This is a genomic window from Candidatus Chloroploca sp. Khr17 (assembly GCF_004138165.1).
Taxonomy (GTDB): domain Bacteria; phylum Chloroflexota; class Chloroflexia; order Chloroflexales; family Chloroflexaceae; genus Chloroploca.
In genome coordinates this window covers 152,578-177,777 of the sequence record NZ_RYFF01000004.1, presented here as the reverse complement: position 1 = coordinate 177,777, position 25,200 = coordinate 152,578, and the positions used below count along the sequence as shown (strand labels likewise).

Sequence of the window (25,200 nt, the reverse complement as noted above, 5' to 3'; positions counted from 1 at the left end):
GTTCAATCATCTGGTTGCACCGCAAAGATCCAGACCTGATCCTCGTGGTAGAGCGGCGTAAAATGCGGGCTGGCACCCAGTACCTCAGGATCGAGCACCTGGGTTGGATCAGGATTGCCTACCAGACCTTGGCGTTGCCCGATGTAAACGTGCGAAATCTCGCGTTCACGCAGCAACTTCAACGTTTCGGGGTGATCAAGGCCCAGATGGTAGATCGTGGCATACAACTCGTTGACCCACTGCACATAATTTGGATGTGGGCCCTGTTCAGCTACATAGATCATCGGAGGGAGGGTGGTCTGTCGGTGAGCGAGTAAGGGGAGCCACCATCCGGCATCACCACCAAGCAGGCTTGTCTCGTTGTGAAAATATCCATTGACCAGAAAATGGGCCTCCTTGGGCGTATGTGTTTCGATCCAGACCGTTGCTGCGAGATCTTCGGGCATGACTAGGGCGAAATTGACGGTATCGAGATCGTGGGCGCGCAGGTTTACGCCCCACACACTCAAGCCCCCTAGGATCAGTGATACCCCAGCCAGCACGACAGGCGCGCGAATGCGGTGTAATAACCATCCTGCCGCAGCCCCGAGAAGCAACGCCGCAGGGATATAGGCGGCAATAAAGAGCGCAAAATTGGTAATCGTCCCGGCCCCTGGCAGACCAAGGCGTTGCGGGTTGACGACTAGCAACGCACAGAGCCACCAAATGGCAATGATTAGAACGGCACGTTCACGTCGCCAGAGTGCCCAGAAGAGTGCGATCAGCATGCCATACCAGATCAGCGCTGGTAGATAGCTGAAGGGGTGACCGATCGCATTGTTAATCGTCTCGGCACGGATCGCGTTTGTTCCACCCGAAGCCGAGGCAGCGACAATCGCCGAGAGCAGAGGAAATAAGAGGCTTTCGAGCATACGCATGAGCCAGGGAGACACAAGCACGCCAACGCCTGTTCCGACCAGAAGCAACCGGATGCCCAAGGTGCGCCACATAGACCATCTGCCACTGACGAGCAGATAGGCCGGGATAAAACAGACGGCAAAAATGATGATGCGATAATGAGTAAGGAAGAGCCCGCCCATCGTCAGGACCGTGAGGCCGAGCAGCGCCTTGGCATGCTCACGCGAAGCAAGGTAGCACCACAAGCAAGTGATTGTGACCGGCAAGATGATCTGACCTGCCAGTTGGGTATAGCGCCCCCAGTTGATATAGAACATTGGCATCGGTGCGAGCAACCCTGCCACGAGCAGGGCCATCACCCCCGCCCACCGGCTTCGTCCCAGGTGGAGCGCCAGTGGGTAAAGGGCAAAAACAGTGGCAGCATTGGCGAGTTGACCACCGATCAGCACCGCCTCGGGCGCCTCCAGCCCCGTTAGCCAGATCATCGCCGCAATCTGACTATGAAAGCCGAAGTGATAGGTCATTGTCTCTAGGTTGGCATAGGGTTGCCAGGAACTGAAAAGCCCCCCTTGTTCGACCATCACCTGGGTGATCATCGTGTGGTGGAGTGAATCGCCCCAGAGAGGAACGCTGAGATCGGTAATCGTAGATAAACGCACACCTAGCAAGGCAAAACCAACAAAGAGCACCATCCCCAAGGGCCAGACATTGCCCCCTGGCTCGCGGATTCGCCATGCTTCACGCTTGATCGGTGGGTTTCGGTGCACAAACGTCCAGCCTAACAGGGGCAAACTAAGGAGGGGTACGCTCCATGCCAGCAGGGGGCCGGGTTTCAGGCCGAGCAGATCACCCCAGAGCAAGAGTACCGGATAGAGAGACAGACCGATCCCGAGCCCAAGGGCTGCCTGCTCTAGGATGGTTAGTGCGGCAGCGCCACGCCACAGCCGCAGCAGCGCCAGTCCCGGGATAACAAAAAGCAGGGCCGCGCTGGCAAGCATGAGCAACCAGTTATACGCTTGCGAGGTCAGTTCCATGAAACCATTAGCTGCCACTCCTGAGACACAAATCGTCTTGGCTTGCTCTATCATGTTTGCAGCGTAAAGATCCAGACCTGATCCTGTTGGTAGAGCAGTTTGAAATGAGGACTGGCCTGCAGGACGGCAGGATCGAGCACTTGCGTTGGATCAGGATTGCCAATCATTCCCTGCTGCTGCCCCAGATAGATGTAGGCAATCTTACGTTCACGGAGCATGGCGAGGGTTGTGGGATGTTCGATACCCAGGTGCTCGATTGTAGCATAGAGTTCGTTGATCCATGGGACATAATCGGGACGCGGCCCTTGCTCGGTGATATAGAGGATTGGTGGCAGTGTTGTTGGACGCTGGGCTAGCAACGGCAACCACCACCCTGCATCGCCTCCTACTACCGAGGCAGGATGAGAAAAAAAACCATTGACGAGAAATTGGGCGTCTTCAGGGATATGCGACTCAATCCAGGCCATCGCCCTGAGATCTTCGGGTTGTACCAGGGCATGCGTTGCGACATCAAGATCTTGCAGCCGCATCGTGCCACCCCAGAGGCCGAGGGCAAGCGCCACCACCGTTATTCCCGCCAGGGCTGCGGGGGCGCGGAGACGGTGCAGCAGCCAGCCTACCGGGGCCGCAAGCAAAAGAGTCGCAGGAATATAGGCGGCAATGAAGAGCGCAAAATTGGTAATTGTTCCGGCCCCTGGCAGGCCAAGGCGTTGCGGGTTGACGACCAGCAACGCACAGAGCCACCAGACGGCCACGACGAGCAAGCCTTGCTCGCGACGCCAAATAGCCCAGACAAGGCTTCCGAGCATTGCATACCAGACAAGCGTAGGGAGAAACAAGCGGTGATCAGCAATTGCATTGATCGCCTCGGCCTGAGTTGCCAGGCCACTCCCAGGCGTTGAGGCAACAAAAATGGCACTCATCAAAGCAACCAGGGCTCCCTCAAAGACCCGCAGAGCCCAGGGCAGGATCAGCAGTGCTACGGCGAGAACGAGCACCGCAAGTTTGGTCATTAACGCACGCCAGGCACCTTGCCCCCCCATGACTACGAGATAGGCAGGGACAAAACATGCCGCAAAGATCGCTACCCGATAATGGGTGAGTACGAGACCGGCAATGATGCAGGCCGTGAGCACAAACAAAGCCCGTGCAGGCCGGGGCGCAGCGAGGTAGTACCAGAGCAAAGCAATCGCCACCGGCAGGATGGCCTGACCAGCAAGTTGAGGATAGCGGCCCCAGTTGACATAGAACATCGGCATAGAGAGAAGCAGCCCTGCGATCAGCCAGGCCGCCACACCCGCCCATCGGTTGTGCCCGAGGCGCAACGCAAGTGGATAGAGGGCCAAAACAGCGGCTGCATTGGCAAGTTGCCCACCAAGGAGGACGGCCTGGGGCGTGCTCATCCCGGTTAGCCAGATCAGGGCCGCGACCTGACTATGGAACCCAAAATGGTAGGTAAAGGTTTCCATCGCCGCATAGGGTTGCCATGAAGCAAAGAGGCCCCTATTTTGCACGAGCAACTGGGTAATCATCGTATGATGCACCGAATCGCCCCAGAGCGGGATGCGCAGCTCGGCAATGATGAGCAAGCGCACAATAAAGAGTGTTAGGCCGACACCCGCGAGGGCGACAAGCGACCAGCGGTGGCTATGCTGTACGCATTCTCTCCCCGCTTTCCAGCGCCAGGAGCCAGATCGACGCAACAAGTGCCAACCGACCCCGATCAAGCCCAGTCCTGCCGTTCCCCAGGCATAGAAGGCCCCCGCTGAAAGACCGAGGATGCTTGTCCAGAGCAAGAGCAGGGGATAGAGAGCTAACCCGATACCGCTTGCCAGGGCAGCCTGTTCGAGCCACGTAAGCCTGGCAGATTCACCCCAGCAACGGAGCAGCACCCATCCGGGAATAACAAAAAGCAGCACGGGTGCGACAAGTGCTACAAACCAGAGTCCAGGTTGCCAGCCTGTTTGCATCATAGGTGCTTATACTACCACATGCCTTCCATGAAGCGTGCGTGTGGCATCAAAAACGACCGGGCTAATGCAACGCCGTTGGGATTGCGTCCCAAGCCCCAGTTTTTGGTTTGTTTTGGCGGCGAAGCCGCCAAAACGAACCAAACAATCTCGTGGAGCGGCGAAGCCGCTTCACACCCCACATCCGGAGGCAGACTTTGCAACAGCCCTATCAAAAACGACCAGCTTTGCTGGTCGTTTTTGTTCCTCCGTGCATGCTTGATTGTCAGGGTAGCAGCCCTAAAGTACGTCGGGCGCGGGTGAAATCTCGATCCAGGCACGGTTCATCCCGCTGAGGGTACCGAAGAAATCGAAGATCGCCTTGAACAGACCATACTTGCGGTCGAGCGCATCTTTCGCTACCTGAGTCTCGTGTTCTTCGAGGATACGGGCATGGGCCTCGACGGTAGGGCCAAGAGGCTTGCCAGCGCGATCTGAGGGGCCAATCTGAACCCGGCCATTATTACGAATGCGCTTGACCTTGCCTGAATCCATGGTGGTCATCACATAGATCTTGCCCTGACGCTCGGCAAACCAGATCGGCGTTTTGATGGCCTCACCATTCTTGCGAAAGGTGAAGAGATTGGCGTACTGCTGCTTATAGAGAATGCTGAAGGGTTTTCCCGGAATAGTCTGTTCCATACCACACCTCATTTGTCTTTATTTTTCGTGCCCACTAGCCACATTATACCATATATTCTGTGCAAAGCAATGACAAAACATTGACAAAAGCTGATTACCAGATCTGCGCATCAAGCCTGGCCCATTCAGTGAGGGTCAGGGTTTCGGCGCGGCGTTGGGGGTCAATGCCAGCGTCAGCGAGGGCGACGAGCGCTGTCGCGCGGGGCACATCGAAGCCCATTGCCGCGAGGCCGCCGGGCAGGGCATTGCCAAGTTGTTTACGCCCGTGCAGAAAACCGGCCTTGATCACCCGAAAGAGGCGGTTCACATCAGCAACCGTGACGGCGAGTTCCTGGCGACGACGCAGGCGTAGCACTGCGGAATCAACGGCGGGTGCTGGCAAAAAACTGCTCGCAGGGACGCGAGCGACGATCGTGGGTTCGGCATAAAGTTGTACCGAGTGTGCGAGGATGCTCAAATCACCGGGGGCAGCGGTAATGCGTTGGGCCACTTCCCACTGAACAAGGACGACCGAGAGCGTTGGGCAAGGATCGGCTTCAAGAAAATGGCGTAGCACCGCTGACGTAATGGCATAGGGAAGATTCGCCACCAGTTTATAGCCTGACGTGTGTGTGTTGGGTGGCAATAGATCGCCTGGACGAACCCGTAACACATCATCCTGCACAATGGTCAGCGGTTGACCGGCAAACTCTTCGGTGAGCCGCGCCGCAAGGCGACGGTCGAGTTCGATAGCGATGGTATGGGCGGCCTGTCGCGTCAATTCCCAGGTGAGCACCCCCAGACCAGGGCCAACCTCGACCACAAGATCGGTGGGTGACAACTCGGCTGCCGTGACAATCGTAGCCAGAGCGTCGGCATCAAGTAAAAAATTTTGGCCCATACCACGACTGGGGCGGAGATCAAGGGTGCGTAGGGCGGCACGAATGCGCTGGGGATGTAGATATGGATTAGACATCAGGTTCCTTGCATGTTGCTACTTCTCGAGATGCTGATTGTTAGCATACCATTCTATCGCAACCCTAACGTATAACAATCCTAGACGATTTGTGCCTATAGGAGTGCCGGCTAATGGTGTTCCAGTACATAATCCGGTATGCGCCCGATGCCGTGGGGCTGAAGCCCTCGGCTATGGGAAGCGAAGCCCGTCTGCGCGGGCTAGACCGGATTCATTTCTGGAAGACCATAAGCCCTCGGCTATGGGAAGCGAAGCCCACCTTCGTGGGCTCTATCGGATTCATTTCTGGAAGACCATAAGTCGGCACTCCTGTATACAACCCAAGCCGACACTCCTGTATACAACCCGAGCAGGACTGCTGTATCTGTAAAGTCGTTTGGCAGAAACTTAATTTCTACGCTTCCTTGCCCTCTTTGCGGTAGGCTGGTGTGCTATAATTCCGATAAGGCAGGAGAAAACAGATAGCGTGTCTCCACATGAAAAACTATAATGCTATCTGTTAAACATAGCTATGTTTGACCAGGAGTTATGGCGAACGTGTATTGCTGAACAGATGCATAGCTTTACGCGTAACCCACAACAAGAAATTCAGATCTCCGGAACAAGCTCAGTCCTTGGTTATCTTGCTGTAAGAACGCTCGAACCATTCCTCCAAGCTTTTCAGCGTGAGCCAGTTGCTGCCGTGCTCACCCTGGCAGAGATGGTGCAGGGGCCTGGTGCCGATATCATTGTACGGCGCGCGGGGCGTATTCGCTTTCAACTATCTACCCTGATCGAGCGGGAACTGCGTTCGCAGGCAGAGTTACGCTCAGCAGTTGAGCAACTGATTGTTGGTTTGAATGTGATCCATCTGGCGCGGCAACGGTTAAATAGCAGCCGTGATGAATGGTTGCGTGTGACTTTGCTGACCGAACTGGATGGGTATCCGCCGACCGAACTGGATCAGTTACGGCATCTCCTTCATGATCCAGGTTGGCAATCACGGTATGAAACGATTCGCAGCCTGCGACAGCGCGAAGGTATGTATACGGCTGCCGATCTTGTTTTATTGCATGATGGCCTGAATGACAGTGCCGCGCATGTGCGGGCTGCTTCGGCACGGATGCTGGGGTTGTTTGCCGGCACTCCGCCTGCGCTGCTGGTCAAAGCCTTGACGCGGGTGGCGCTCTATGATTGCGATCTCGAAACTCGTTACGCTGCAGCGCGCACGCTGGGCTTGCTGGGTGAACGGATTGCTTCCCCCCAACTGATCGATCACCTCAGTCTCTGCCTGAGTGATACCGATCCCTTTGTGCGCTCAGCCGCAGCGCTGGCCCTGGGCCAACTGGGTGAGCTTGCGGGAACGCGTGAAATGGTCGAAAAGCTCACCGATTTGATCAGCGATCGCGACCCTTATGCGCGTGAAGCAGCGGCTCGGGCCATTGGGAGGCTTGGCGTGGCCGCTGCGACGACCCCCGTGATCAATGCCTTGCTGCGAGCCATGGAAGACGAAGATGCCAATGTACACGATGCAGCGATCGATGCTGTGACCCGCCTGCGCAAAGTTAAGGCAACGCTGCCTTTGACGGTGTCGGGGGCAAATGAGTCAATGCCGGTGTAAGCTTTATGACGACTGGGGTTCCAAATTCCACTGCTGTTGCCGAGTTGTCTGGCGTACAACATGTCACGTCGCGGGCTTTTTTCGCGCCACCCAATGCTTCCTGATGGCTCCAGGGCAGGAGACCTGAAGACGAGACGTAGTGTGTTATAATTTCTTTGTGCGTAGCACACAGGTCGTTGAGGCTGTTGTCGTGAGGTGTAGGCATGAATATTGACCACCGCCGCTTTAATCGGGTTGATTTGCTTGAGATTGCTGGTCGGGTTGATGCGGCAACGGCAGTGCAGTTGAAACAGCGCATTGATGCCCTCTTTGACGAGGGTCGTTACCGGATTGTGCTCGACTGTTCCAAATTAGAATATATTAGCAGCCCTGGCCTGCGTGTCTTGATTGAAGCACGGAAACGTGCCCGTGAATGGAAAATCACTGATCTTGAGGGGGGCGATATTCGGATTGCTGGGTTGCCTCCGCGCATCAAAGAAGTGTTTGATCTCACCGGGTTTACCTCGCTCTTCGAACTCTACAACGATACGATTGAGGCGGTCGGCTCATTTTAGCCAGATATTCGCCTTCAGCCTATGGAAAGCATTACTCTTACCGCCGATCTTGATGCCCTGGCCCGGATCAGTGCGTTTGTGACTGAGGCCGCTGAACTCGCTGGCCTCGATGAGCGGGCGACCTGGCAGGTGCAACTTGCGGTTGATGAAGCAGCAACCAATGTGATCCAGCACGCGTATGATCGCGATGAGCCGGGTGATCTGACGTTGACCTGGCAGTGCGAGCATAATCAGTTTGTGCTGGAGTTACGCGATTATGGTCGCCAGTTCGATCCGCAAAACGTGCCGCCCCCTGATATCTCTTCACCCCTTGAGGAACGCCAGGTCGGTGGGCTCGGGCTCTATTTGATCACCCGCCTGATGGACGAGGTGCGTTTCGATTTTAATCCCCAGGGCGGCAATGTGTTGACTATGATCAAATATATTACGCCTGGCTCACGCGATGATGTGGTCGTGATTCCTGTCACGGGGCGCGTTGATGCCGTTACTGCGCCGCAACTGACCCGTGATGTTCACGAACGCATTGCCCTGGGGGCACGCTTTGTCCTGCTTGAGTTCGGTGGGGTCAATTTTCTTTCGAGTAGTGGCCTGCGTGCCCTGCTGCTGATCCGCAAAGAGTTGATGACGCTCGGCGGTGAGTTGCGCCTCGCTTCGTTGCAATCCCAGGTGTTTGAGGTCTTTACCCTCACCGGTTTTGTCCAGGTGTTTTCGATCCATCCGACCCTCGAAGAGGCACAGCATGCTTTTGGGCAGGGACGTATGCACTCGTAGGCGCGTCAGTGCGACGATTGTTGCCGTGGTGAGGGGGCTTCGATCCTGCGGAACCTCCGCCACGGGTGCGCTGTGAATGCCTGTTGTTATGCGCCATGGTGAAACACGAACGGCTACTGATGCTCTACGCATTGCTCGTCGGTCTCCCTGGCTGGCTCTGGCTACTCTTTGCGCCCTGGTTTGTGCCTTCGTTGCCGGCGCTCTTGTTTTTTGCCGCCCTTGCCCTTGCGATTGATGCGCTCAGTTTTCGTACGTCGTTCGCCGAGGTCTATGGTCTCGCGGGCGTGGTTTTGCTCACCGCTGCGCTAAGCCTTGGCCCGAGTGCGGCGGCCTTGATCGCCGCGCTTGAGGGCGCTCTCTCTGGGTTGTTGTTGACGCTGATTTATAATCGCCCACGTACGCTCTATTATCTCGTTGCCCGCCCTTTCCTTCGTGGCGGGATGCGGGCCGCTGGCGTGCTGCTCGGGGCCATGCTTGCGACCGCAGCGACGGGACGCTCACAGTATGATCCGGCTGCCCTTGATCCGGTTGCGCTTTTGATCTGGAGTACGCTCAGTCTCTTTGGGATCATCCAGTTGACCCGCGTTGGACGTGAGTGGCTTCAGGGGGGGCTGCCGGCTGTCTTCGCATGGTGGCAGCGCACATGGTACCTTGCGCTGGGGGCCGAACTTTTGCCCCTGCCGCTGGCGTTGCTCGGGGCGGCGATCTATCGCGAGCTTGGGATGGCCTATTTTCTCCTGGCCGGCCTGGCGATGGTTGCCGCTGCCGCAGCGGTGCGCCGGGCTTCGCTGAACCTTGCCAGCCAGCGCCGCTCAGTCCGTGAACTCGCGATGCTCAATGAGGTGAGTCGGGCCATCATCCGGAGTGAACTCGACGTGGCGACGCTCTGCGAACTCGTGTATCGCGAGGCTGGCAAAGTTGTGGATACCTCATCGTTTCATATCGGGCTCTTCGAGGGTTCGCGGTATACATTAATGGTGCGCGTTCAGGACAATGTGCGCTTGCCCCGGCTCACGGTTGATCTTGCCGATGGTGATGGCTTGATTGGCTGGATGCATCAGACGGGCAAAGCGCTGCTGGTCGAAGATTTTCTTGAGGAGATGAAGCACCTGCCAGCCCGTCCACGCTACCAGAGCGAACGCCCGCCTCGTTCGGGGATCTATGTGCCCTTGCTCATCGGCGAAGAGGTGATTGGCTCGTTGTCGGTGCAGAGTTATCAGCCGGGGGCGTTTGCGGCCAATGATCTGCGCCTGCTCTCGTTGATTGCCGATCAGGCTGCGGTTGCCATCACCCGGGCGCGTGCGTTTAGTGAGGCGCGCCGTCGGGCAGTGCAACTCCAGGCAATTCAGCAGGTCAGCGAACGCATCACGGCTATCCTTGATCTTGAGCAACTCTTGCCGGCCATTGTTCGCTTGATCCGCGAACATTTTGCGTACCATCCTGTCCATATCTTTACCCTGAAACCAGGCGATGAACGGATCTACTTCCGCGCCTCGACCGCGACGGATGAACAACTCGAAGCGGTGCGTACACGGTCACTGATGATTGGGCAAGGCTTGATTGGGGCCACTGCACGCAGCAAAGAGGTTATCTTGATTGGCGATGTCCAGCGCGATCCGCGCTATATTGCTGGCAATAGTAGTACCCGTTCTGAGCTGGTAGTGCCCCTACGGATCGGCGCAGAGGTGGTTGGCATTCTTGATGTGCAGAGTGCCGAAGTCAATGATTTTGATGCCGACGATCTCTTTGTGATGCGCACCCTGGCCGATCAGATTGCAATTGCGATTGACAGTGCCAATATCTATCGGGCACAACAAGAAGAGGCCTGGACGCTCAATGCACTGCTGCAAGTGGCCGAGAATATTGGCCGGGCCAACTGTGTCGAAGACCTGCTGGCGACTGCGGTACGCCTGCCGCCGATCTTGCTCGGCGCGGTACGGTGTTATCTCTTGCTTTGGGAGCAAGAGGCTTTTGTGGTACGCTCAAGTTATGGGGTGATCGGCAAGCTGCGCGATGCGCTGAGCGGGGTGCCGATCACGTTGACCGAGGCTCCGCTGCTGGCTCGCGTCTATAGCCTACAGACGAGTCAACCGATGCCATTGATCAGGATCAGCGGCGCCGAGGAGCGCACGCGTGCCTGGCCTGCCCTGGCGCGCATCAATGCAGGGCAAAGCCTCGTTGCACTTCCTTTGACCGGGCGAAGTGGGCATCTCGGCGCACTGGTGCTTGATTTTGATGAAGTGATCGCGGAATTTGACACTCGGCAGATCAACCTTTGCATTGGTGCCGCACGTCAGGTGGCGGCAGCCCTAGAGAGCCTGCAACTCGCGCAGGAAGCGGAAGCGGCGACGAGACTTGAGCAAGAGATCAAGGTGGCCCGTGAATTGCAGACGGCCCTGTTGCCATCACGATCCCCACACCTAGAGGGTTGGCAGATCGCCTCGGCGTGGCGTTCGGCACGGATGGTTGGGGGGGATTTTTTTGACTTCTGGCGTCTACCGGCAGGCACCCAGGTGCATGACGGCGAGGAACGAGCGATGCCCCTCGGTTTTGTGATCGCTGATGTAAGCGACAAAGGGGTCCCGGCCGCCCTCTTTATGGCCCTTTCGCGTTCGCTGGTTCGTGCGGCGGCCCTCGATGGATCATCACCATCAGTGGCGTTAGAACGGGCGAACAGATGGATCAACCGAGACTCGGAATCGGGTATGTTTGTTACGCTTTTTTATGGTATTCTCCAGCCAGACACGGGCCATGTGCGGTACAGTGTGGCCGGGCACAATCCACCACTGCATTATCATGCCAACGATGGCACGATTACCGAACTACGGACACCGGGGATTGCGTTGGGTGTTCTGGAAGAAATTCAACTCAACGAAGCCGAAATATGTCTGGAACCTGGCGACATTTTGCTCTGTTACACGGATGGGGCAACCGAAACCATTGATGAAGTACAGAGCGAATTTGGCACTGATCGATTACGTGACCTGATCCGGCGACATCACCATGAACATGCAGAGGTACTCGTTGAGGCGATACTGCAAGCTGTGACGGCGCATGGGCGTGGGCAACCACCGTATGATGATATTACGTTGCTGGTGTTGAAGTGTGATCGGGTTTAATGGGTATGGGGTTGTAGGGCTGCGCTTACCCCCTGCGCCCATGGTTCAGCATACTTTGGTAGACGTCAACATGCCGTTGGGCGATGGCGGCCTGGGTGTAGTGGTCGAGGACGCGTTGACGACCGCGTTCGGCGAAGTGGGTGCGGAGGGCCGGGTTGGCGGCGAGCCGGGCGAGCATCGCACGTAGGGCCGGAACCTCGCCTTCGGGGAAGATGAGCCCGGCGTCACCAATGACGTACGGTATTTCACCTGAACTTGATCCCACCACAGGAATGCCGCAACTCATAGCCTCAATAAGAATACGGCCAAACTGTTCTTTCCACGAGGGAGTCGTGTGTGAAGGTAGGACGAGGGTGTCGAGGCTCTGGAGGGCTATGGGGACATCGGTGCTGCTGATGGCTGGTTTGAGCACGACGCGTTTGCCGAGGCCGAGTTGCGCAATGCGTTGCTCGATCACGGGGCGCTGGCTGCCATCGCCAATCAGGTGCAAGCAGACGTGGGGGGGCAAGCCGGCGAGGGCTTCGACCAGATCGAGAATGCCCTTTTCGGGTACGAGGCGACCGAGATAGCCAATGGCAAAGGGTGGGCGCTGGTCGCTCTGTTGAAACGGCGAGCTGTCATCAGCCATCGCCTCATCACGGGGGGCAAAGATGGCCGGATCAACGCCAAACTGGGGCACAATTGTCAGAGGGCCACGGTAGCCATGACGCCGAATGATGCTAGCAGCCTCTTGATTGCAGGCGAGCGCGTGGCTGGCGTGGCGCAGATTGTAGCGTTCAAAGAGATTAAAAGGCGGGGGATAATAGCGGTCAATATTGGCGTAGTTGTAAAAACAGCAGCGTGCGCCAAGGGCAACCCCGAGGCGCATAGCTTGAAACGTTGCCAGATTGAACGACTCTTCATCAATATGCAGCACCTCGGGGCGAAGGCGGCGCAATGCGCGGGCAAGCGTCGGGTAGAAGTGCAGATGATGCTGCCCATTGAGCGCCAGAGGTAAGCCGGTGAGCGTATACCCCTCGGTAAAACGGCGCTCGAGCCGTTGCATTCCCACCCGCGGTTCCCGCCAACTCCACGGCACCAGCGCAGTCAGCGTCACCCCGAGGCGGGCAAGCTCCTCGAGCTTGCGTTGATAAGCGCCAACGACAAGCGCTTTGGAGAGGATGACAACGCGCATGGTTAGCCATGCTTCTGGGCAAAGAGGCCCATAAACTGAGCCAGATCGGCGCATGCCTCGTGTTCGAGGGCGTTATAGATCGACGCACGGACACCACCAACCGAACGATGCCCGGCCAACCCAACCATGCCCTGACCCTGAGCTTCGGCAAGGAAGGTCTTTTCAAGCGCCTCATCAGCAAGGCGGAAGGTGACATTCATCTGCGAGCGCGCACTGGTCTCGGCGTGGCCCTGATAGAAGCCATTGCTCTGATCAATGGCTGCATAGATCAGCCCCGCCTTGGCGGCATTGCGTTCCGCGATCGCGGCGAGCCCACCAAGTGACTCGATCCAGCCGAGCACCAGGTCGAGCATATAGACGGCAAAGACAGGCGGTGTATTATAGAGGGAATTATTCTTGGCGTGGGTTTTGTAGCTCAAGATCGTCGGCACGTCAGCCCGGGCCTGATCGAGGAAATGCTGCTGGATCAAGACCACCGTCACGCCAGCAGGGCCGATATTCTTCTGGGCACCGGCATAGATCAGGCTAAACTTCGTCGCATCGAAAGGTCGTGACAGAATGTCGCTACTCATATCGGCGACCAGGGGCATTTCACCAGTGTCGGGAAACGCCGCCCACTGCACACCCTGGATGGTCTCGTTGCTGGTAAGATGGAGGTAGGTGGGATGCTCACTGAGGTGCAGTTCAGCCGTCGAAGGAACCGTGCGATAGCCGCCCTCGGCCATGGTTGCGGCGACGTGGACTTCACCGATGCGCCGGGCCTCTTCGAGGGCTTTCTCTCCCCAACTGCCTGTGATAGCATAATCAGCCAGGGTACCGGGCCGCAGAAAATTGAGTGCCAGCAGCGCAAATTGGGTACTTGCCCCACCTTGCATCAAGAGAACACGGTAGTCATCGCCAAGCCCTAGCAGTGCTTTGAAGCGGGCTTCGGCACTTTTGTTGATCGCCTCGTACTCTTTGGAGCGATGGCTCATCTCAAGGATCGACATACCACGTCCCTGATAATCCAACAACTCACTCTGGGCGCGTTCGAGCACCACACGGGGGAGGACAGCAGGGCCAGCGTTGAAATTAGAAACAGGCATAAGATGGCTCCTCACACAATGCTTCAGCAGGGCTATTATACATCAACCAGGCAAAACAAAAGGCCAGGTAGCTCTACACTACCTGGCCTTTCGCAATGGAGCGGGAGACGGGATTCGAACCCGCGACCTACACCTTGGCAAGGTGTCGCTCTACCAACTGAGCCACTCCCGCACACTCGTCATTGCTTTCGAGAGTATAGCATGGCTTGAAGGATTTTGCAAATGCGATCATGATCGGAAGCAGTTCACATTTAAGTAGTCTGGAACGTAAGTTTTCTGCTCTGCTGCCAAAGGGAGTGTCGGCTTCAGCCGGCTAACGCCGGCACTCCCTTTGGCAGGAAGCTTTTGTTACAAAACACTAAGTGGACACGAGTCTATCAGATGAAACGAGTAGCGTATGTCAACAGAAGAGCGAGTCGTGATGGGGTTGCAGCAACGGATCGGGCGACGGTTGAGTGTTGAGCCATACTATCTGTTCGTCGTGCGGAGTCCTGCGCGGCTGGAACTGGCCTCGCGTTCGGACGCGAATCGGTCGGTTGGGATGCGCGTGGTGGTCGGCGGCGCAGCGATGATTGTGGTAGCATTGATTATTGCTTTGAGCGGGTTGTGGAGTGCCGGGGCGGGGTCGGGGTTTGCGGTTGCGGCGCTCGCTGCGGTGATCGGAGGTTTGCTTGGCGGCCTTGGGTTTCAGCGGATGCTCGGCGGATATGCCATCTTGACGACGTATAATACGCTGGTAGCCGACGCCGAGGCGCAAACGCTGGTCTTGCGTCAGGCCAGTCGTGTTGGGGCAGCACGGACGCAGTTGCTTCGGTTTCATCAGATTACGAGCTTGCGCCTCAATCGTCGCCCATTGGCCGTTGGTTGGCCCATTCGGCGTCTTCAGCCGATTGTGGCTCTTGAACTGTTGGTTGGTGAGTACGTCTGGGTGATTGAGACTGCGGCTGATGCGGGTGATCTGGTTGAGCTCGCTCAGGCGTTGGCGACGGTGCTTGAGAAGGAGTTTGTGCGCGAATAAGGCCAGACTTTAACGCAGAGGCGCAGAGATGCAGAGGGGGCAGGGGTGAGCGAGGCAATGGTGCTGGGGATTGACCAGGGGGGCAGTGGGAGTCGTGCAGTGCTGCTCGATCACGAGGGGGTTGTGCGCGGCTATGGCTATCGCCCGGTCGCCCGTATCTATCCGCAACCAAGTTGGGTTGAGCAGCGTCCTGCGGTGGTGGCACGGAGTGTTGCCGAAGCGATTGGTGATGCGCTGGCCCGTGCTCGTTGTTCGCCTGCCGATGTGGTTGCCTGTGGTTTGACGTCGCAGCGTGATACGACTTTTGCCTGGGATCGCCGGAATGGACGACCGCTTGGCAATGCGATCACCTGGCAAGATTTGCGTACGGTGCCGCTGGTCGAAGAGGTTGATCAGTGGCAAGATGCCAGTGAACGTCGCCAACGTCTCGGGCAATTTCCCGGTTCATATTCGGCAGCAATGCATATGGCCTGGCGCATGCGTCACGATCCTTCTTTTCGTCGCGCTGCCGAGCGGCAATGGTTGCGTGTCTCGCTCGCCGCTGGTTGGCTCATCCAGGCTCTTGGGCAGCCATTTGAGCATGCCCTCGACTATTCGCTGCTACAGGCGATGACGGTCTTTGATCCACGGCGTCGCCAATTGTGGGACGAGTGGATCACGTATCTCGACCTTCCGCGGGCGGCGCTTCCTGTTGCACGGCCAACGCTCTATCCGTTTGGTGAATTGCATATCGCAGGCCACGCGATCCCTGTGACGGCGATGTTGGCTGATCAGCAGGCCGGGCTGTTTGGCTATGATTGTCGTCAACCAGGCGAGGCTGTGGTGACCCACGGTACCGCTTCGTTTGTCAATGTTGTTGCCGGTGCGCTTGCGCCTCCCCAGGGGATCTGCAAAACCTATCTCGCCTGGGAACTCGATGCGATCCCGACCTACACGCTTGAGGCAGATATGACGGTGACCGGGGCGGCGATCCGCTGGTTGAGCCAGATGCGCCTGATTCGCCATGCGCACGAACTCGATCAGCTTGCCGGGTCGGTTGCTGATAGTGATGGCGTTGTCTTCGTTCCGGCCTTTACTGGCCTTGGCGTACCCTGGGAGGATCGCCAGGTGCGTGGTACGTTGATGGGCATGACGTTGGGGACAACACCAGGCCATCTAGCACGTGCCCTGTTTGAAGCGATAGGGTGTCAACTCCACGCGATTATTGCGACGATGGAACAGGAAGCGAAGCTGACGATTCAGGTGCTACGCGTCGGGGGAGGGCTGGCGAATAGTGATCGTGCCTGTCAGATCCAGGCGGATCTTGCCGGGCTCAAGCTTGTGCGGGCGCGCAATACCGAGACGGGGGTGCGTGCTGCGGCGCTGCTTGGTGGGCTTGGTGCTGGTTTCTGGGCCACCCCCGACGCTTTGCCGCCGTTGCCTCTGGATGATGCGCAGGTCTTTGAACCAACGATGTCGGCTTCGGCGCGAGAGAATCTGCTGCAGCGTTGGTATGCGGCGGTGCAACGCTTGCGGGAGGGGTAATGCGTGTTGGGGGTTAACGCAGGGGCGCTGAGGGTGAGGAGGAGAAGCTTATGCATAGTACGCAACAGCGTGCTACCAACATTTTTGTCGTTTTGAACCCGGTTGCCGGTACGTCTGATCCCGAAATGGTACGCGTGGCGTTTGAACAACGCCTTGGGGGACCTGAACGCGAGCTCGAGATTTATACGACGACAGGTGCCGATGGCGAGGATATTCCAGAGCGGGTGCGCGAGGCGGTGGTAGGTGGCACCGATCTGGTCGTTGCCGCAGGCGGTGATGGAACCGTTGCGACGGTTGCGGGCGCTCTTGCTGGAAGCAAGGTTCCACTTGGCATTGTGCCAATCGGGACAGCAAATGTACTGGCGCATGTGCTGGCGCTTCCGTTGGAGTTAGAGCCAGCGCTTGATCTGCTGGCCGCCGATCTGCGCATTGCAGCGCTCGATGGGATGCGTCTCGGCGATCATCTGGGCCTCTTGCATATCAGTGTCGGGCTGACATCGTTGATGCAGCGGGATACTAGCCGCAAGGCGAAACGTCGTTTTGGCCGTCTCGCCTATTTCTATGTGGCGACGCGCTGGGCTCTTGGCATGCAACCACAACGCTTTGTGCTGGTTATTGACGGGGTGCGTCATCGCGTCAGTGCCTCACAGGTGCTCGTTGCGAATGGTGGCGAGATGGGTCAGGCGCCTTTTAGCTGGGGTACCGACATTGTGCCTGATGATGGCGTCATTGATGTCTGCCTTATCACGGCCCGGACACTGCGTGATTATCTGAAGGTCGGCTGGGCAACGATGACAGGCAGGCAGCGTGCGAGCCAGCAGATGCGCTATTTCAAGGCTCGTCAGAGTGTCGCGATCAATATCAAGTCGAAGCGTAGCCGGATGCCGGTGCAACTCGATGGTGATCTGGTTGGCACAACGCCAATCCAGATCACGGTCGAGCCTCGCACTGTGCGTTGTGTGGTTGGATCTGGCTTTGTTGCGCATGACGCGGCATCGCAGCCCACGTTCACGACGACCCTGCCGCCTGAGGGCGCTTTGCTTGATGAACCTGTTGATCCGGAGGTGGCTGCGCGGATGGCACCGCTTACCGATGCGTTACGTGAGCAACTCGGACAGATCGTTGGTCCTGAACAGGCCCGTCAGGTCGTTGATGCGTTGATCCGTCTGGCCGCCGATCGGACGGCCTCTTCAGTTGGACAAACGGTGGATGCAGTGGCGGCCCAGCAGCTTGCGGTGCAGATCGCCGGACGCCATGATACCGAGGCCATCGCCGACGCGCTGCTGGCCGTGGCCGCGCAGATCGAGGCTCGCGAGGGGATGCCCCGTGAGGCACTCGAGCAGGCAGCGCGGCGTGCAACCAATCCCCAGGCACCTGATCAAGACCCCAGACTCGCGGGGGCTTTGGCGCTCTTGCGCACCGAGTTGCTCGAACGCATGGCGCCGTACCAAGCGCTTGATCGGCGACTCTTTCTTATGGTCAACCGGATGCCGCATCCGCCGCTGGTCAACCGCTTGATGTACGGGTTGACGCAGGTGATGAATGGAGGGTGGGGCTGGATTTTGATCCTGCTTGGCGCAACGGCAATTGATCGTGAGCGAGGCCTTCATGCGTTGCGCCAGGTTGCCCCCCCGATGTGGTTATCCACGATGACGATTGAGTATCCGGTCAAGAGCTATTTTCGCCGCCAACGCCCTTTTCTTGATGTGGTGCAGGCCGTGGTGATTGGGCGCAAGCCCGGCTCGTACTCATTCCCTTCGGGTCACTCGGCAGCCGCCTTTGCGGGCGCCTGGCTGATGAGTCGCCACTATCCTGAACTGCGTCCCGCGTGGTATCTGCTGGCCGCCACGGTCAGTTTCTCGCGGGTCTATCTGGGCGTCCATTACCCTGGTGATGTCATCATTGGTGCCGTCGCAGGTACGGTGCTGGCCGAAGCGACACGGCGCCTGATCGAGCCTCAGTAGCCTGTAACGTAAGTTTCCCGGTCGCGCCGCCGACCACGAAGAACCCTCACGAATACACGAAAACAGGCTGTGTGACGCACGTATTCGTTGCTTCGTGGCCCCCATTCGTGGACGGCTGAGCACGCCAGAAAACTTTGTTGACACACTCATCAGTAAAGACGATTTTTTATATCAATTCAAGTAGGTTTTCAGCGATATACGTCGGTTGGGCCGGAGCAGTGGCAAGATCGGCTCGTGTACTGTCGCCTGTCAGGACAAGCAGGGTTGCCATGCCGGCGGCGGCACCCATCGCGATGTCGGTCATCAGGCGGTCACCAACCATCAGGCAACGCTCGGGTGGCACCTGGATCAGTTCGCCGATCGTTCGGGCCATAATTGGTGACGGTTTGCCCACATTGAGCTCGCATTGGGTGGCGGTGCATGCCTCAATCGCCGCAATGATTGCTGCGGCATCGGGCTCGCCTCCCCCAGGCACAGGACAAAAACGGTCGGGGTTGGTGGCAATCAGGCGGGCACCGGCGCGGATCGCATCAAAGGCAACCTGGAGCTTGTGGTAGGTGAAGGTGCGATCAAACGAGGCGACGACAAAGTCAATCAACCCGGCCTCTTCACTGAGCCGGAAACCCGCCGCTTCGAGTTCACCAATGAGCGGTGTCTCGCCACAGACAAAGAGTGTTGCCCCTGGCGCGTTGGCAAGCAGCCACTGAACCAGCACATACGACGAATTGACAACCTCATTGAGCGCGACCTCGATCCCCAGACGATGTAATTTCAGGCTATACTGTTCACGGGTTCGCGTTGGATTGTTAGAGAGAAAGGCGATCCGTCGCCCCTCATGGCGGAGCGTCGTCAATAACTCGGTGGCTCCCGGCAAGATCTGGTCGCCGAGATAAATGGTACCGTCAAGATCGAAAATGTACCCGTCAAAGCGTGGAATAGACATAACTTTCTTTCTACCCTGGCAAGGAGTCATTGATGGCATCGCAGCGCAATCGGCTTGGCGTCATCACCAGTGGCTCGCTGAGTGAAGGGCTGACGGCCCGCCTCGAGGCGAGCGAGAGTGTTGAAGATATGCGTGTCGGCAAGTTTGTGGTCGTTCAGGGTGAAAAACACGAATTCTTCTCGATGATCACCGATGTGACGCTGGAAGCAACCAGTCAGAAGATTTTAACCGATCCTCCCGATGGTGACAGCTTTCTGCAGGCGGTACTCGCGGGGACTTCGACCTTTGGAACCCTTGATCTCATGCCGCGTCTGATGTTGCCGCATGACCTGAGCGCACAGTTGCTGCCGGTAAAAACGGTTCCGCGTCACTTTTCACCGGTCTTCGAGGCACAGGAGGGCGATTTCACGCGGGTCTTTGGGCAAGAAGATGCGAGCCATTTTGAGATTGGGCGACCGCTCGATATGAATGTGCCGGTCTGCCTCGATCTCAACCGCCTCGTCGAGCGCTCGAATGGCATTTTTGGCAAGAGTGGCACCGGCAAAAGTTTTTTGACCCGGCTTTTGTTGTGTGGGGTGATCCACGCGAATATCGCCAGCAATTTGATTTTTGATATGCACAACGAGTACGGCTGGGAAACACGCGCTGAAAATAATACGTTTGTTAAGGGTTTGAAGCAACTCTTTGGCAGTGATGTGCTGGTCTACACGCTTGATCGGCGGGCGAGTCAACGCAATCAGATCGATGGCGAGGTCGTGATTGGGCTGAATCAGATCGAAATTGAAGATGTGATCCTGTTAACCGAAGAACTGAACCTGAGCAGCACTGCGACCGAGTCGTCCTACCTGCTCCATGACCGTTTCAAGCAAGACTGGTTGCGTTCGTTGCTCGAAATGGATAGTGGCGCGATCACCGAGTTTGCCGAGCAGAGTGGCGCACACCCGAGTTCGATCAGTGCCTTGAAACGCAAACTCGCCCAGATCCCTCGCCTTGGTTTTGTTGAAGAGAAGGCCGATTTTTCTTCGATTGATCGCATGATCGAACAGCTTGCGGCGGGCCGCAGTATTGTGCTCTCATTTGGCCCGCACGGGGGGAGCCTAGCCTATATGCTGGTGGCGAACCTGATTACGCGGCGTATTCACCGCCACTGGACTCAGCAGACTGCACGCTTTCTCGAGTCAAAAAATGAGCGCGATCGTCCGCACCCGTTGATGATCACCATCGAAGAGGCGCACAAATTCTTGAACCCTCAGACAGCGCGTCAGACAATCTTTGGCACGATTGCCCGCGAGTTGCGCAAATACAGCGTCACTCTGCTCGTCGTTGATCAGCGGCCATCCTCGATCGATAATGAAGTGATGAGTCAGCTTGGGACACGCATTACGGCCCTGCTCAACGATGACCGCGATATTGACGCGGTCTTTACCGGGGTCAGCGGGGCCGCAGGTCTCAAGGCGGTGCTCGCGACGCTTGATAGCAAGCAACAGGCCCTCGTGCTTGGCCATGCTGTGCCTATGCCGGTGGTCGTCAAGACACGTGGCTATGACGAGGCCTTGTATGCAGCGGTGCAACGCCGTGGTATGGCACGTACTGAGGCGATGCCAACGGCGCAGGAAGAGGTTGACGAGCTTTTTCCCGATTGAGGGTAGAGGTCACCCATATACGGCATCATCGATCTCGATCCATTGTGCCTCAGGCACATCCAGCAAGCCCCACCGCAAACGCCCCTGCGGTGTTGCCACCAAGTACTGATTATCAACCCAGGCGACAAAACACATCGGGCCGCGTGGTGACGGCACCTCATCCAGGATGACCCGCCCATCAACGAGAAAACGACTCGTGCGCTCGCCCCATTCGATGGCATAGGTATGCCAGGCGGTCATCGGTACCCCCACGAGCCGCTCACTCGCCCCGATCGCCCGCTGCAAGGGTGGCCACCATCCCCGATAGAGCATAGGGAAACGCATCAGTGGTGCGGCGAGCAAGGCTACCGGAAAGAGGGCCAGCCCCTGTGGGCGACCGGCATCAATGGCTGCCGCCTTCCAGCCGCGCCCCGGCACGCCCGAGGCCAGTGCAATGTCGCTTGGTGGCGAGCCATAAAAAAACCAGAGCGCCCGCGGCATCGTCGGCCATCCCGCCAGGAAGTAGTTCCAGAACCCAAAACCAGCCGTGCCGCGCAACACCCCCGCCTCGTGCGAAAAACGTGCTCGCACGCTCAGCCGCAGCGGCGGGCGTCGGATCAACGGCTCGCGTTGACCGCGTTGATAATCGTCGATCTGCGCATCGCTATACGCCTGCGTTGTTGTCTCCTCAATCACCAACCGCAACGGTCGCGCACCCTCAACTCGCCCCGTACCAACGAGATGACGCCGCAAGTGAGGGAGATCTTCTTGTTTCAAGGATGACTCCTGTACCTGCGCAGAACGATGCCAGCTTTGCTGGCATCGTTCTGCGCAGGAAAGCGAAAAGGTCTACGCCTTTACAATGCCCAGCGTCGCGTCGCCATCGCCAAATTCGGCCTGTTCGGTGTGGGCACCCTCGGGGGCCTCGCCCACCGTGAGATTCGTTGCCAGGGTTTCGCCGCGTACATAGTCGCCCCACTGCGCCAGGGTTTCCTGCAGCAGTGCGCCTTCGTTCGCACTGGTCACATAGAGCGCAATGCGATCGGCGATCGCCAGGCCCGCCTGTTTGCGGGCATCCTGCACGCTGCGCACGAGATCCCGTGCCGCCCCCTCCCGGCGCAACTCGGGTGTGACCGTAGTATTGAGCGCCACGAGCATACCGTCGCTTTCGGCGACAGCGTAGCCCTCGGGGGCGCTGCTCTCGATCAGAATCTCCTCGGCCTGGAGTTCGAGGGCTTGTCCGTTGACCGTCAGCCGTACCGGTTCACCAGCTTCACATGCGTGCGCCGCTGCGCGTGCCGCGTCGCCTGCCAGGTCTTTGAGGGCAACGGTCAAGGCGGGCACGAGCTTACCATATTTTTTGCCGACCAGCCGCAAGTTGGGCTTGAAGCGATACTCGACAATCGTCGAGGCAGCTTCAAGATAGCGCACCTGCTTGACATTCAACTCGTCGCGCAAATCCGCTTCAAACCGGCGTACGCCTGCTGTCTCGGCGGGGGTTGCTGCACGCAGCCAGAGCTCGGCCAGCGGCTGACGCACCTTCAGGTTGGCCGTCTTGCGGGCGGCACGCCCCAGCGAGACTGCGTTGAGCAACGCTTCCGTATCGGCCACGAGGGTCTCGTCAATGCGCGCCGGATCGTAGGTCGGCCACCGCGCCAGGTGGACACTCTCGGCAAGACCCTCCGATGACGCTCCCCCTGCCACCTGGCCCGTCAGATTGCGGTAGATCTGCTCGCTGATAAACGGGATAAAGGGTGCCGTTACTTTGGTCAACGTCAGCAGACACGTATAGAGCGTATGGTAGGCTGCCTGCTTATCGGCATCGGTTTCACTCTTCCAGAAACGCCGCCGATTGCGGCGCACATACCAGTTCGAGAGCTCGTCTACGAACCGCTCGATCCGCCGCGCCGCCGGGTAGACCTCGTAGTCCTCGAAGTCAGCAGTGACATCACGTACCAACCCGTTGAGCGCCGCCAGCGCCCACCGGTCAATCGGCTGCAACGCCTCATTCGGTACCGCCTCGCCTGGCTGCCACTGGTCGAGGGTCGCATAGGTAACAAAGAAGCTGTAGGTATTCCAGAGCGTCAGCAAGAATTTGCGCAGGCTCTCGCTGACCAGGCCCATGCTAAAGCGCCGCGGGTTCCCTGGAGGCGCTGCGGCAAAGAGGTACCAGCGCAAGGCGTCAACGCCATACGCTTCGATCACTTCCGCTGGCTTGATGATATTGCCCTTGCTCTTGCTCATCTTCAAGCCATGCTCGTCGAGAATATGACCAAGGCAGATCACATTCTGGAAGGCCGGACGATTGAAGAGCAGCGTGCTTTCGGCATGCAACGTATAGAACCATCCGCGTGTCTGGTCCACCGCCTCACAGATATAATCGGCTGGATGAGCGCTCTCAAAGAGTTGCTGGTTTTCAAAGGGATAGTGCCACTGTGCCACCGGCATGGCCCCGCTATCGAACCAGCAGTCGGCAACATCAGCAATGCGTCGCATCGTGCCGTGTTGCGGATCTTGCCAGGTCACCTCGTCAACATAGGGCCGATGCAGATCAAGATCGCGCAGTGAGCGTCCCACCTTCTGCTCTAGCTCTTCCAGGCTGCCGATGCACTCCATATGCGAGCCATCAGCGTTGGTCCAGATCGGCAAGGGGGTTCCCCAATAGCGTTCGCGACTGATCGCCCAGTCAATATTATTTTCGAGCCAGTTGCCAAAGCGCCCATCACGGATGTGCTCGGGCACCCAGTGGATCTGCTGATTATTGTCAACCAGATCATCCTTGTACGCCGTTGTGCGGATGTACCACGAAGGTTTGGCGTAGTAGAGCAACGGCGTATCGTCGCGCCAGCAAAAAGGATAGCTGTGACGCACGCGCCCACTCTTGAACATCAGCCCGCGCTGTTTCAGATTGCGCGTGATGTCAGGGTCAGCCGTTTTGAAGAACTTGCCACCAAAACCCAGTTCCTCATATTCGGGCAGCACCTTGCCATCGAGTCCCACCGAAAAGAGCGTGGGCAACCCATACTTGCGCCCGATCTCCAGGTCACCATAGGCTGGTGCGATATGCACCACCCCGGTACCATCATCAAGGCTCACAAATTCATCGGCAACTACCCGATACGCCTGCGTCCAATCAACCGTATCGCCCTTGCCCGGCACCCCCTGAAAGAGTGGCTCGTAACGCAGGCCGACCAGGTCGCTGCCCTGGAGCTGGCGATGCACCGGCACACCCTCGCCGAGCACCCGCTCGACCAGGCTTGCCGCGACCAGCAACTGCTGTCCATCCACCTCGGCCAGTGCATACATAGCCTCGGGATTGACCGCCAGTGCCGCATTGGCCGGCAACGTCCAGGGCGTCGTCGTCCACGCCACCATAAAGGCCCCCTCCAACCCTGAGGCCAGCGCCTCGGCGGGAGCGCCCTCGACTGATGCGCCTGTCAAGCGGAACTTCACCCAGACACTCGGATCATCAACGTCCTCCTTAAAGCCGAGGCTCACCTCGTGATCACTGAGCGTCGTCCCGCAGCGCGGGCAATGCATCGTCACCTTATAGTCACGGAAGAGCAACCCACGCTCCCAGAGCTGGCGCAAGATCCACCAGAGCGACTCGATATATTTGTTATCGTAGGTGTAGTAGCCATCCTCATCAACCCAGTAGGCAATGCGCTGAGTAAAGGTCTTCCACTCCTGGATATACTCCCAAACACTCTCACGGCAGAGCTTATTAAATTCTGCGATGCCAAAGCGTTCGATATCAGCTTTGCCGGTAAACCCAAGTTTGCGTTCAACCTCGATTTCAACCGGCAACCCGTGGGTATCCCAGCCCTCACGACGGCCAATGATCTGATAGCCCTGCATCGCCCGATAGCGCAGGATAATATCCTTAAAGGTTCGGCTGATGACATGGTGGAGACCGGGGCGACCATTCGCCGTCGGCGGCCCCTCATAAAAGACAAACGGTTTTTCACCCGAAGCAAGCGAGCGTTCCACAATCTGTCGCTCAGTCCACCACTCTAGCACCTCTTCTTCGAGTTGCGGGAAGGAGACATTCGTCGTGACTGGTGTAAACATGCATCCTCCAGAAACGTACCTGGCCAAACGGCGAGACAACAAAAAACCCCGCCCCCATCAAGAAAGGGGACGAGGCGAAAAAGCCCCGCGGTACCACCCCGGTTCAGAAGGTTGAAGGAACGGAGAGGAGCAGCGAGCAAAGCACTCACCCACCATCCCGACGCCTTCACATTCTGCGCTCGGCGAGCGTCCAACAACGCTCTGTCCCGCTAACGAGG

Annotated in this window: 17 protein-coding genes and 1 tRNA gene; 8 read left to right on the top strand and 10 right to left on the bottom strand. The window is 57.8% G+C overall.

Annotated elements, in window-relative coordinates:
• Positions 1-2: 2 nt before the first annotated feature.
• The 4 genes from EKD05_RS04190 to rsmA all read right to left on the bottom strand — a co-directional run bounded on the left by EKD05_RS04190 (position 3) and on the right by rsmA (position 5,537).
• Positions 3-1,931 (bottom strand): hypothetical protein, encoded by a 1,929-nt coding sequence (locus EKD05_RS04190; RefSeq protein ID WP_129671181.1) that lies wholly within the window; start codon positions 1,929-1,931, stop codon positions 3-5.
• 50 nt (positions 1,932-1,981) lie between these two features.
• Positions 1,982-3,904: a hypothetical protein gene (locus EKD05_RS04185; RefSeq protein ID WP_129671180.1), complete on the bottom strand. Its 1,923-nt coding sequence runs from the start codon at positions 3,902-3,904 to the stop codon at positions 1,982-1,984.
• A 276-nt stretch (positions 3,905-4,180) separates the two neighbouring features.
• Positions 4,181-4,582: a PPOX class F420-dependent oxidoreductase gene (locus tag EKD05_RS04180; protein ID WP_165360580.1), complete on the bottom strand. Its 402-nt coding sequence runs from the start codon at positions 4,580-4,582 to the stop codon at positions 4,181-4,183.
• A 94-nt stretch (positions 4,583-4,676) separates the two neighbouring features.
• On the bottom strand, positions 4,677-5,537 hold the full coding sequence (gene rsmA / locus EKD05_RS04175) for a 16S rRNA (adenine(1518)-N(6)/adenine(1519)-N(6))-dimethyltransferase RsmA (protein WP_129671178.1): 861 nt from the start codon (positions 5,535-5,537) through the stop codon (positions 4,677-4,679).
• 553 nt (positions 5,538-6,090) lie between these two features.
• On the opposite strand from rsmA, the gene EKD05_RS04170 reads away from it, so the two are divergent.
• From EKD05_RS04170 to EKD05_RS04155, 4 genes are all read left to right on the top strand, one after another.
• Positions 6,091-7,137 (top strand): HEAT repeat domain-containing protein, encoded by a 1,047-nt coding sequence (locus EKD05_RS04170; RefSeq protein WP_240695628.1) that lies wholly within the window; start codon positions 6,091-6,093, stop codon positions 7,135-7,137.
• A 203-nt stretch (positions 7,138-7,340) separates the two neighbouring features.
• Positions 7,341-7,691, top strand: coding sequence for an STAS domain-containing protein (locus tag EKD05_RS04165; protein ID WP_129671176.1), 351 nt, complete (start codon positions 7,341-7,343; stop codon positions 7,689-7,691).
• Positions 7,692-7,712: 21 nt separating this feature from the next.
• Positions 7,713-8,462 carry an anti-sigma factor antagonist gene (locus EKD05_RS04160; RefSeq protein ID WP_129671175.1) on the top strand — a complete coding sequence of 250 codons (750 nt, stop codon included), beginning with the start codon at positions 7,713-7,715 and terminating at the stop codon, positions 8,460-8,462.
• A gap of 119 nt (positions 8,463-8,581) precedes the next feature.
• Positions 8,582-11,581 (top strand): SpoIIE family protein phosphatase, encoded by a 3,000-nt coding sequence (locus EKD05_RS04155; protein ID WP_240695627.1) that lies wholly within the window; start codon positions 8,582-8,584, stop codon positions 11,579-11,581.
• Positions 11,582-11,606: 25 nt separating this feature from the next.
• On the opposite strand, the gene EKD05_RS04150 is transcribed toward EKD05_RS04155, so the two are convergent.
• The 3 genes from EKD05_RS04150 to EKD05_RS04140 form a co-directional block, all read right to left on the bottom strand.
• The gene (locus EKD05_RS04150) at positions 11,607-12,755 is read right to left on the bottom strand and encodes a glycosyltransferase (RefSeq protein WP_129671174.1); all 1,149 of its coding nucleotides are present in this window, start codon (positions 12,753-12,755) and stop codon (positions 11,607-11,609) included.
• Between the two features lie 2 nt (positions 12,756-12,757).
• Positions 12,758-13,840, bottom strand: coding sequence for a 3-phosphoserine/phosphohydroxythreonine transaminase (gene serC / locus EKD05_RS04145; RefSeq protein WP_129671173.1), 1,083 nt, complete (start codon positions 13,838-13,840; stop codon positions 12,758-12,760).
• Between the two features lie 96 nt (positions 13,841-13,936).
• Positions 13,937-14,012 (bottom strand) — tRNA-Gly (locus EKD05_RS04140).
• Positions 14,013-14,237: 225 nt separating this feature from the next.
• Here EKD05_RS04140 and EKD05_RS04135 point away from each other — a divergent pair.
• Genes EKD05_RS04135 through EKD05_RS04125 form a run of 3 tightly spaced genes read left to right on the top strand, consistent with a single transcriptional unit; the run spans position 14,238 to position 18,346 of the window.
• Complete coding sequence (locus EKD05_RS04135) at positions 14,238-14,858, top strand: hypothetical protein (protein WP_129671172.1); 621 nt, start codon at positions 14,238-14,240, stop codon at positions 14,856-14,858.
• 45 nt (positions 14,859-14,903) lie between these two features.
• Positions 14,904-16,382: an FGGY family carbohydrate kinase gene (locus tag EKD05_RS04130; RefSeq protein ID WP_129671171.1), complete on the top strand. Its 1,479-nt coding sequence runs from the start codon at positions 14,904-14,906 to the stop codon at positions 16,380-16,382.
• Positions 16,383-16,432: 50 nt separating this feature from the next.
• Positions 16,433-18,346, top strand: coding sequence for a diacylglycerol kinase family protein (locus EKD05_RS04125; protein WP_129671170.1), 1,914 nt, complete (start codon positions 16,433-16,435; stop codon positions 18,344-18,346).
• 166 nt (positions 18,347-18,512) lie between these two features.
• On the opposite strand, the gene EKD05_RS04120 is transcribed toward EKD05_RS04125, so the two are convergent.
• The gene (locus tag EKD05_RS04120) at positions 18,513-19,289 is read right to left on the bottom strand and encodes an HAD-IIA family hydrolase (RefSeq protein ID WP_129671169.1); all 777 of its coding nucleotides are present in this window, start codon (positions 19,287-19,289) and stop codon (positions 18,513-18,515) included.
• Positions 19,290-19,321: 32 nt separating this feature from the next.
• Between EKD05_RS04120 and EKD05_RS04115 the strand changes: the two genes are divergently transcribed.
• Positions 19,322-20,932 carry a helicase HerA domain-containing protein gene (locus EKD05_RS04115; RefSeq protein ID WP_129671168.1) on the top strand — a complete coding sequence of 537 codons (1,611 nt, stop codon included), beginning with the start codon at positions 19,322-19,324 and terminating at the stop codon, positions 20,930-20,932.
• 9 nt (positions 20,933-20,941) lie between these two features.
• Here EKD05_RS04115 and EKD05_RS04110 read toward each other — a convergent pair whose 3' ends face one another.
• Together EKD05_RS04110 and ileS are read right to left on the bottom strand one after the other, a co-directional pair.
• Positions 20,942-21,688, bottom strand: a complete 747-nt coding sequence (locus tag EKD05_RS04110) for a hypothetical protein (RefSeq protein WP_129671166.1) — start codon at positions 21,686-21,688, stop codon at positions 20,942-20,944.
• Positions 21,689-21,760: 72 nt separating this feature from the next.
• Complete coding sequence (gene ileS / locus EKD05_RS04105; protein WP_129671164.1) at positions 21,761-24,982, bottom strand: isoleucine--tRNA ligase; 3,222 nt, start codon at positions 24,980-24,982, stop codon at positions 21,761-21,763.
• Positions 24,983-25,200 lie beyond the last annotated feature (218 nt).

Excerpts from the sequence above, each read along its gene's own strand:
- EKD05_RS04135 (WP_129671172.1), top strand. The coding sequence starts at position 14,238 with ATGTCAACAGAAGAGCGAGTCGTGATGGGGTTGCAGCAACGGATCGGG.
- EKD05_RS04170 (WP_240695628.1), top strand. The coding sequence starts at position 6,091 with ATGCATAGCTTTACGCGTAACCCACAACAAGAAATTCAGATCTCCGGA.
- EKD05_RS04180 (WP_165360580.1), bottom strand. The coding sequence starts at position 4,582 with ATGGAACAGACTATTCCGGGAAAACCCTTCAGCATTCTCTATAAGCAG.
- EKD05_RS04190 (WP_129671181.1), bottom strand. The coding sequence starts at position 1,931 with ATGGAACTGACCTCGCAAGCGTATAACTGGTTGCTCATGCTTGCCAGC.
- EKD05_RS04125 (WP_129671170.1), top strand. The coding sequence starts at position 16,433 with ATGCATAGTACGCAACAGCGTGCTACCAACATTTTTGTCGTTTTGAAC.
- EKD05_RS04115 (WP_129671168.1), top strand. The coding sequence starts at position 19,322 with ATGGCATCGCAGCGCAATCGGCTTGGCGTCATCACCAGTGGCTCGCTG.
- EKD05_RS04160 (WP_129671175.1), top strand. The coding sequence starts at position 7,713 with ATGGAAAGCATTACTCTTACCGCCGATCTTGATGCCCTGGCCCGGATC.
- EKD05_RS04165 (WP_129671176.1), top strand. The coding sequence starts at position 7,341 with ATGAATATTGACCACCGCCGCTTTAATCGGGTTGATTTGCTTGAGATT.
- EKD05_RS04185 (WP_129671180.1), bottom strand. The coding sequence starts at position 3,904 with ATGATGCAAACAGGCTGGCAACCTGGACTCTGGTTTGTAGCACTTGTC.
- EKD05_RS04155 (WP_240695627.1), top strand. The coding sequence starts at position 8,582 with ATGCTCTACGCATTGCTCGTCGGTCTCCCTGGCTGGCTCTGGCTACTC.
- ileS (WP_129671164.1), bottom strand. The coding sequence starts at position 24,982 with ATGTTTACACCAGTCACGACGAATGTCTCCTTCCCGCAACTCGAAGAA.
- EKD05_RS04120 (WP_129671169.1), bottom strand. The coding sequence starts at position 19,289 with ATGTCTATTCCACGCTTTGACGGGTACATTTTCGATCTTGACGGTACC.
- EKD05_RS04150 (WP_129671174.1), bottom strand. The coding sequence starts at position 12,755 with ATGCGCGTTGTCATCCTCTCCAAAGCGCTTGTCGTTGGCGCTTATCAA.
- serC (WP_129671173.1), bottom strand. The coding sequence starts at position 13,840 with ATGCCTGTTTCTAATTTCAACGCTGGCCCTGCTGTCCTCCCCCGTGTG.
- rsmA (WP_129671178.1), bottom strand. The coding sequence starts at position 5,537 with ATGTCTAATCCATATCTACATCCCCAGCGCATTCGTGCCGCCCTACGC.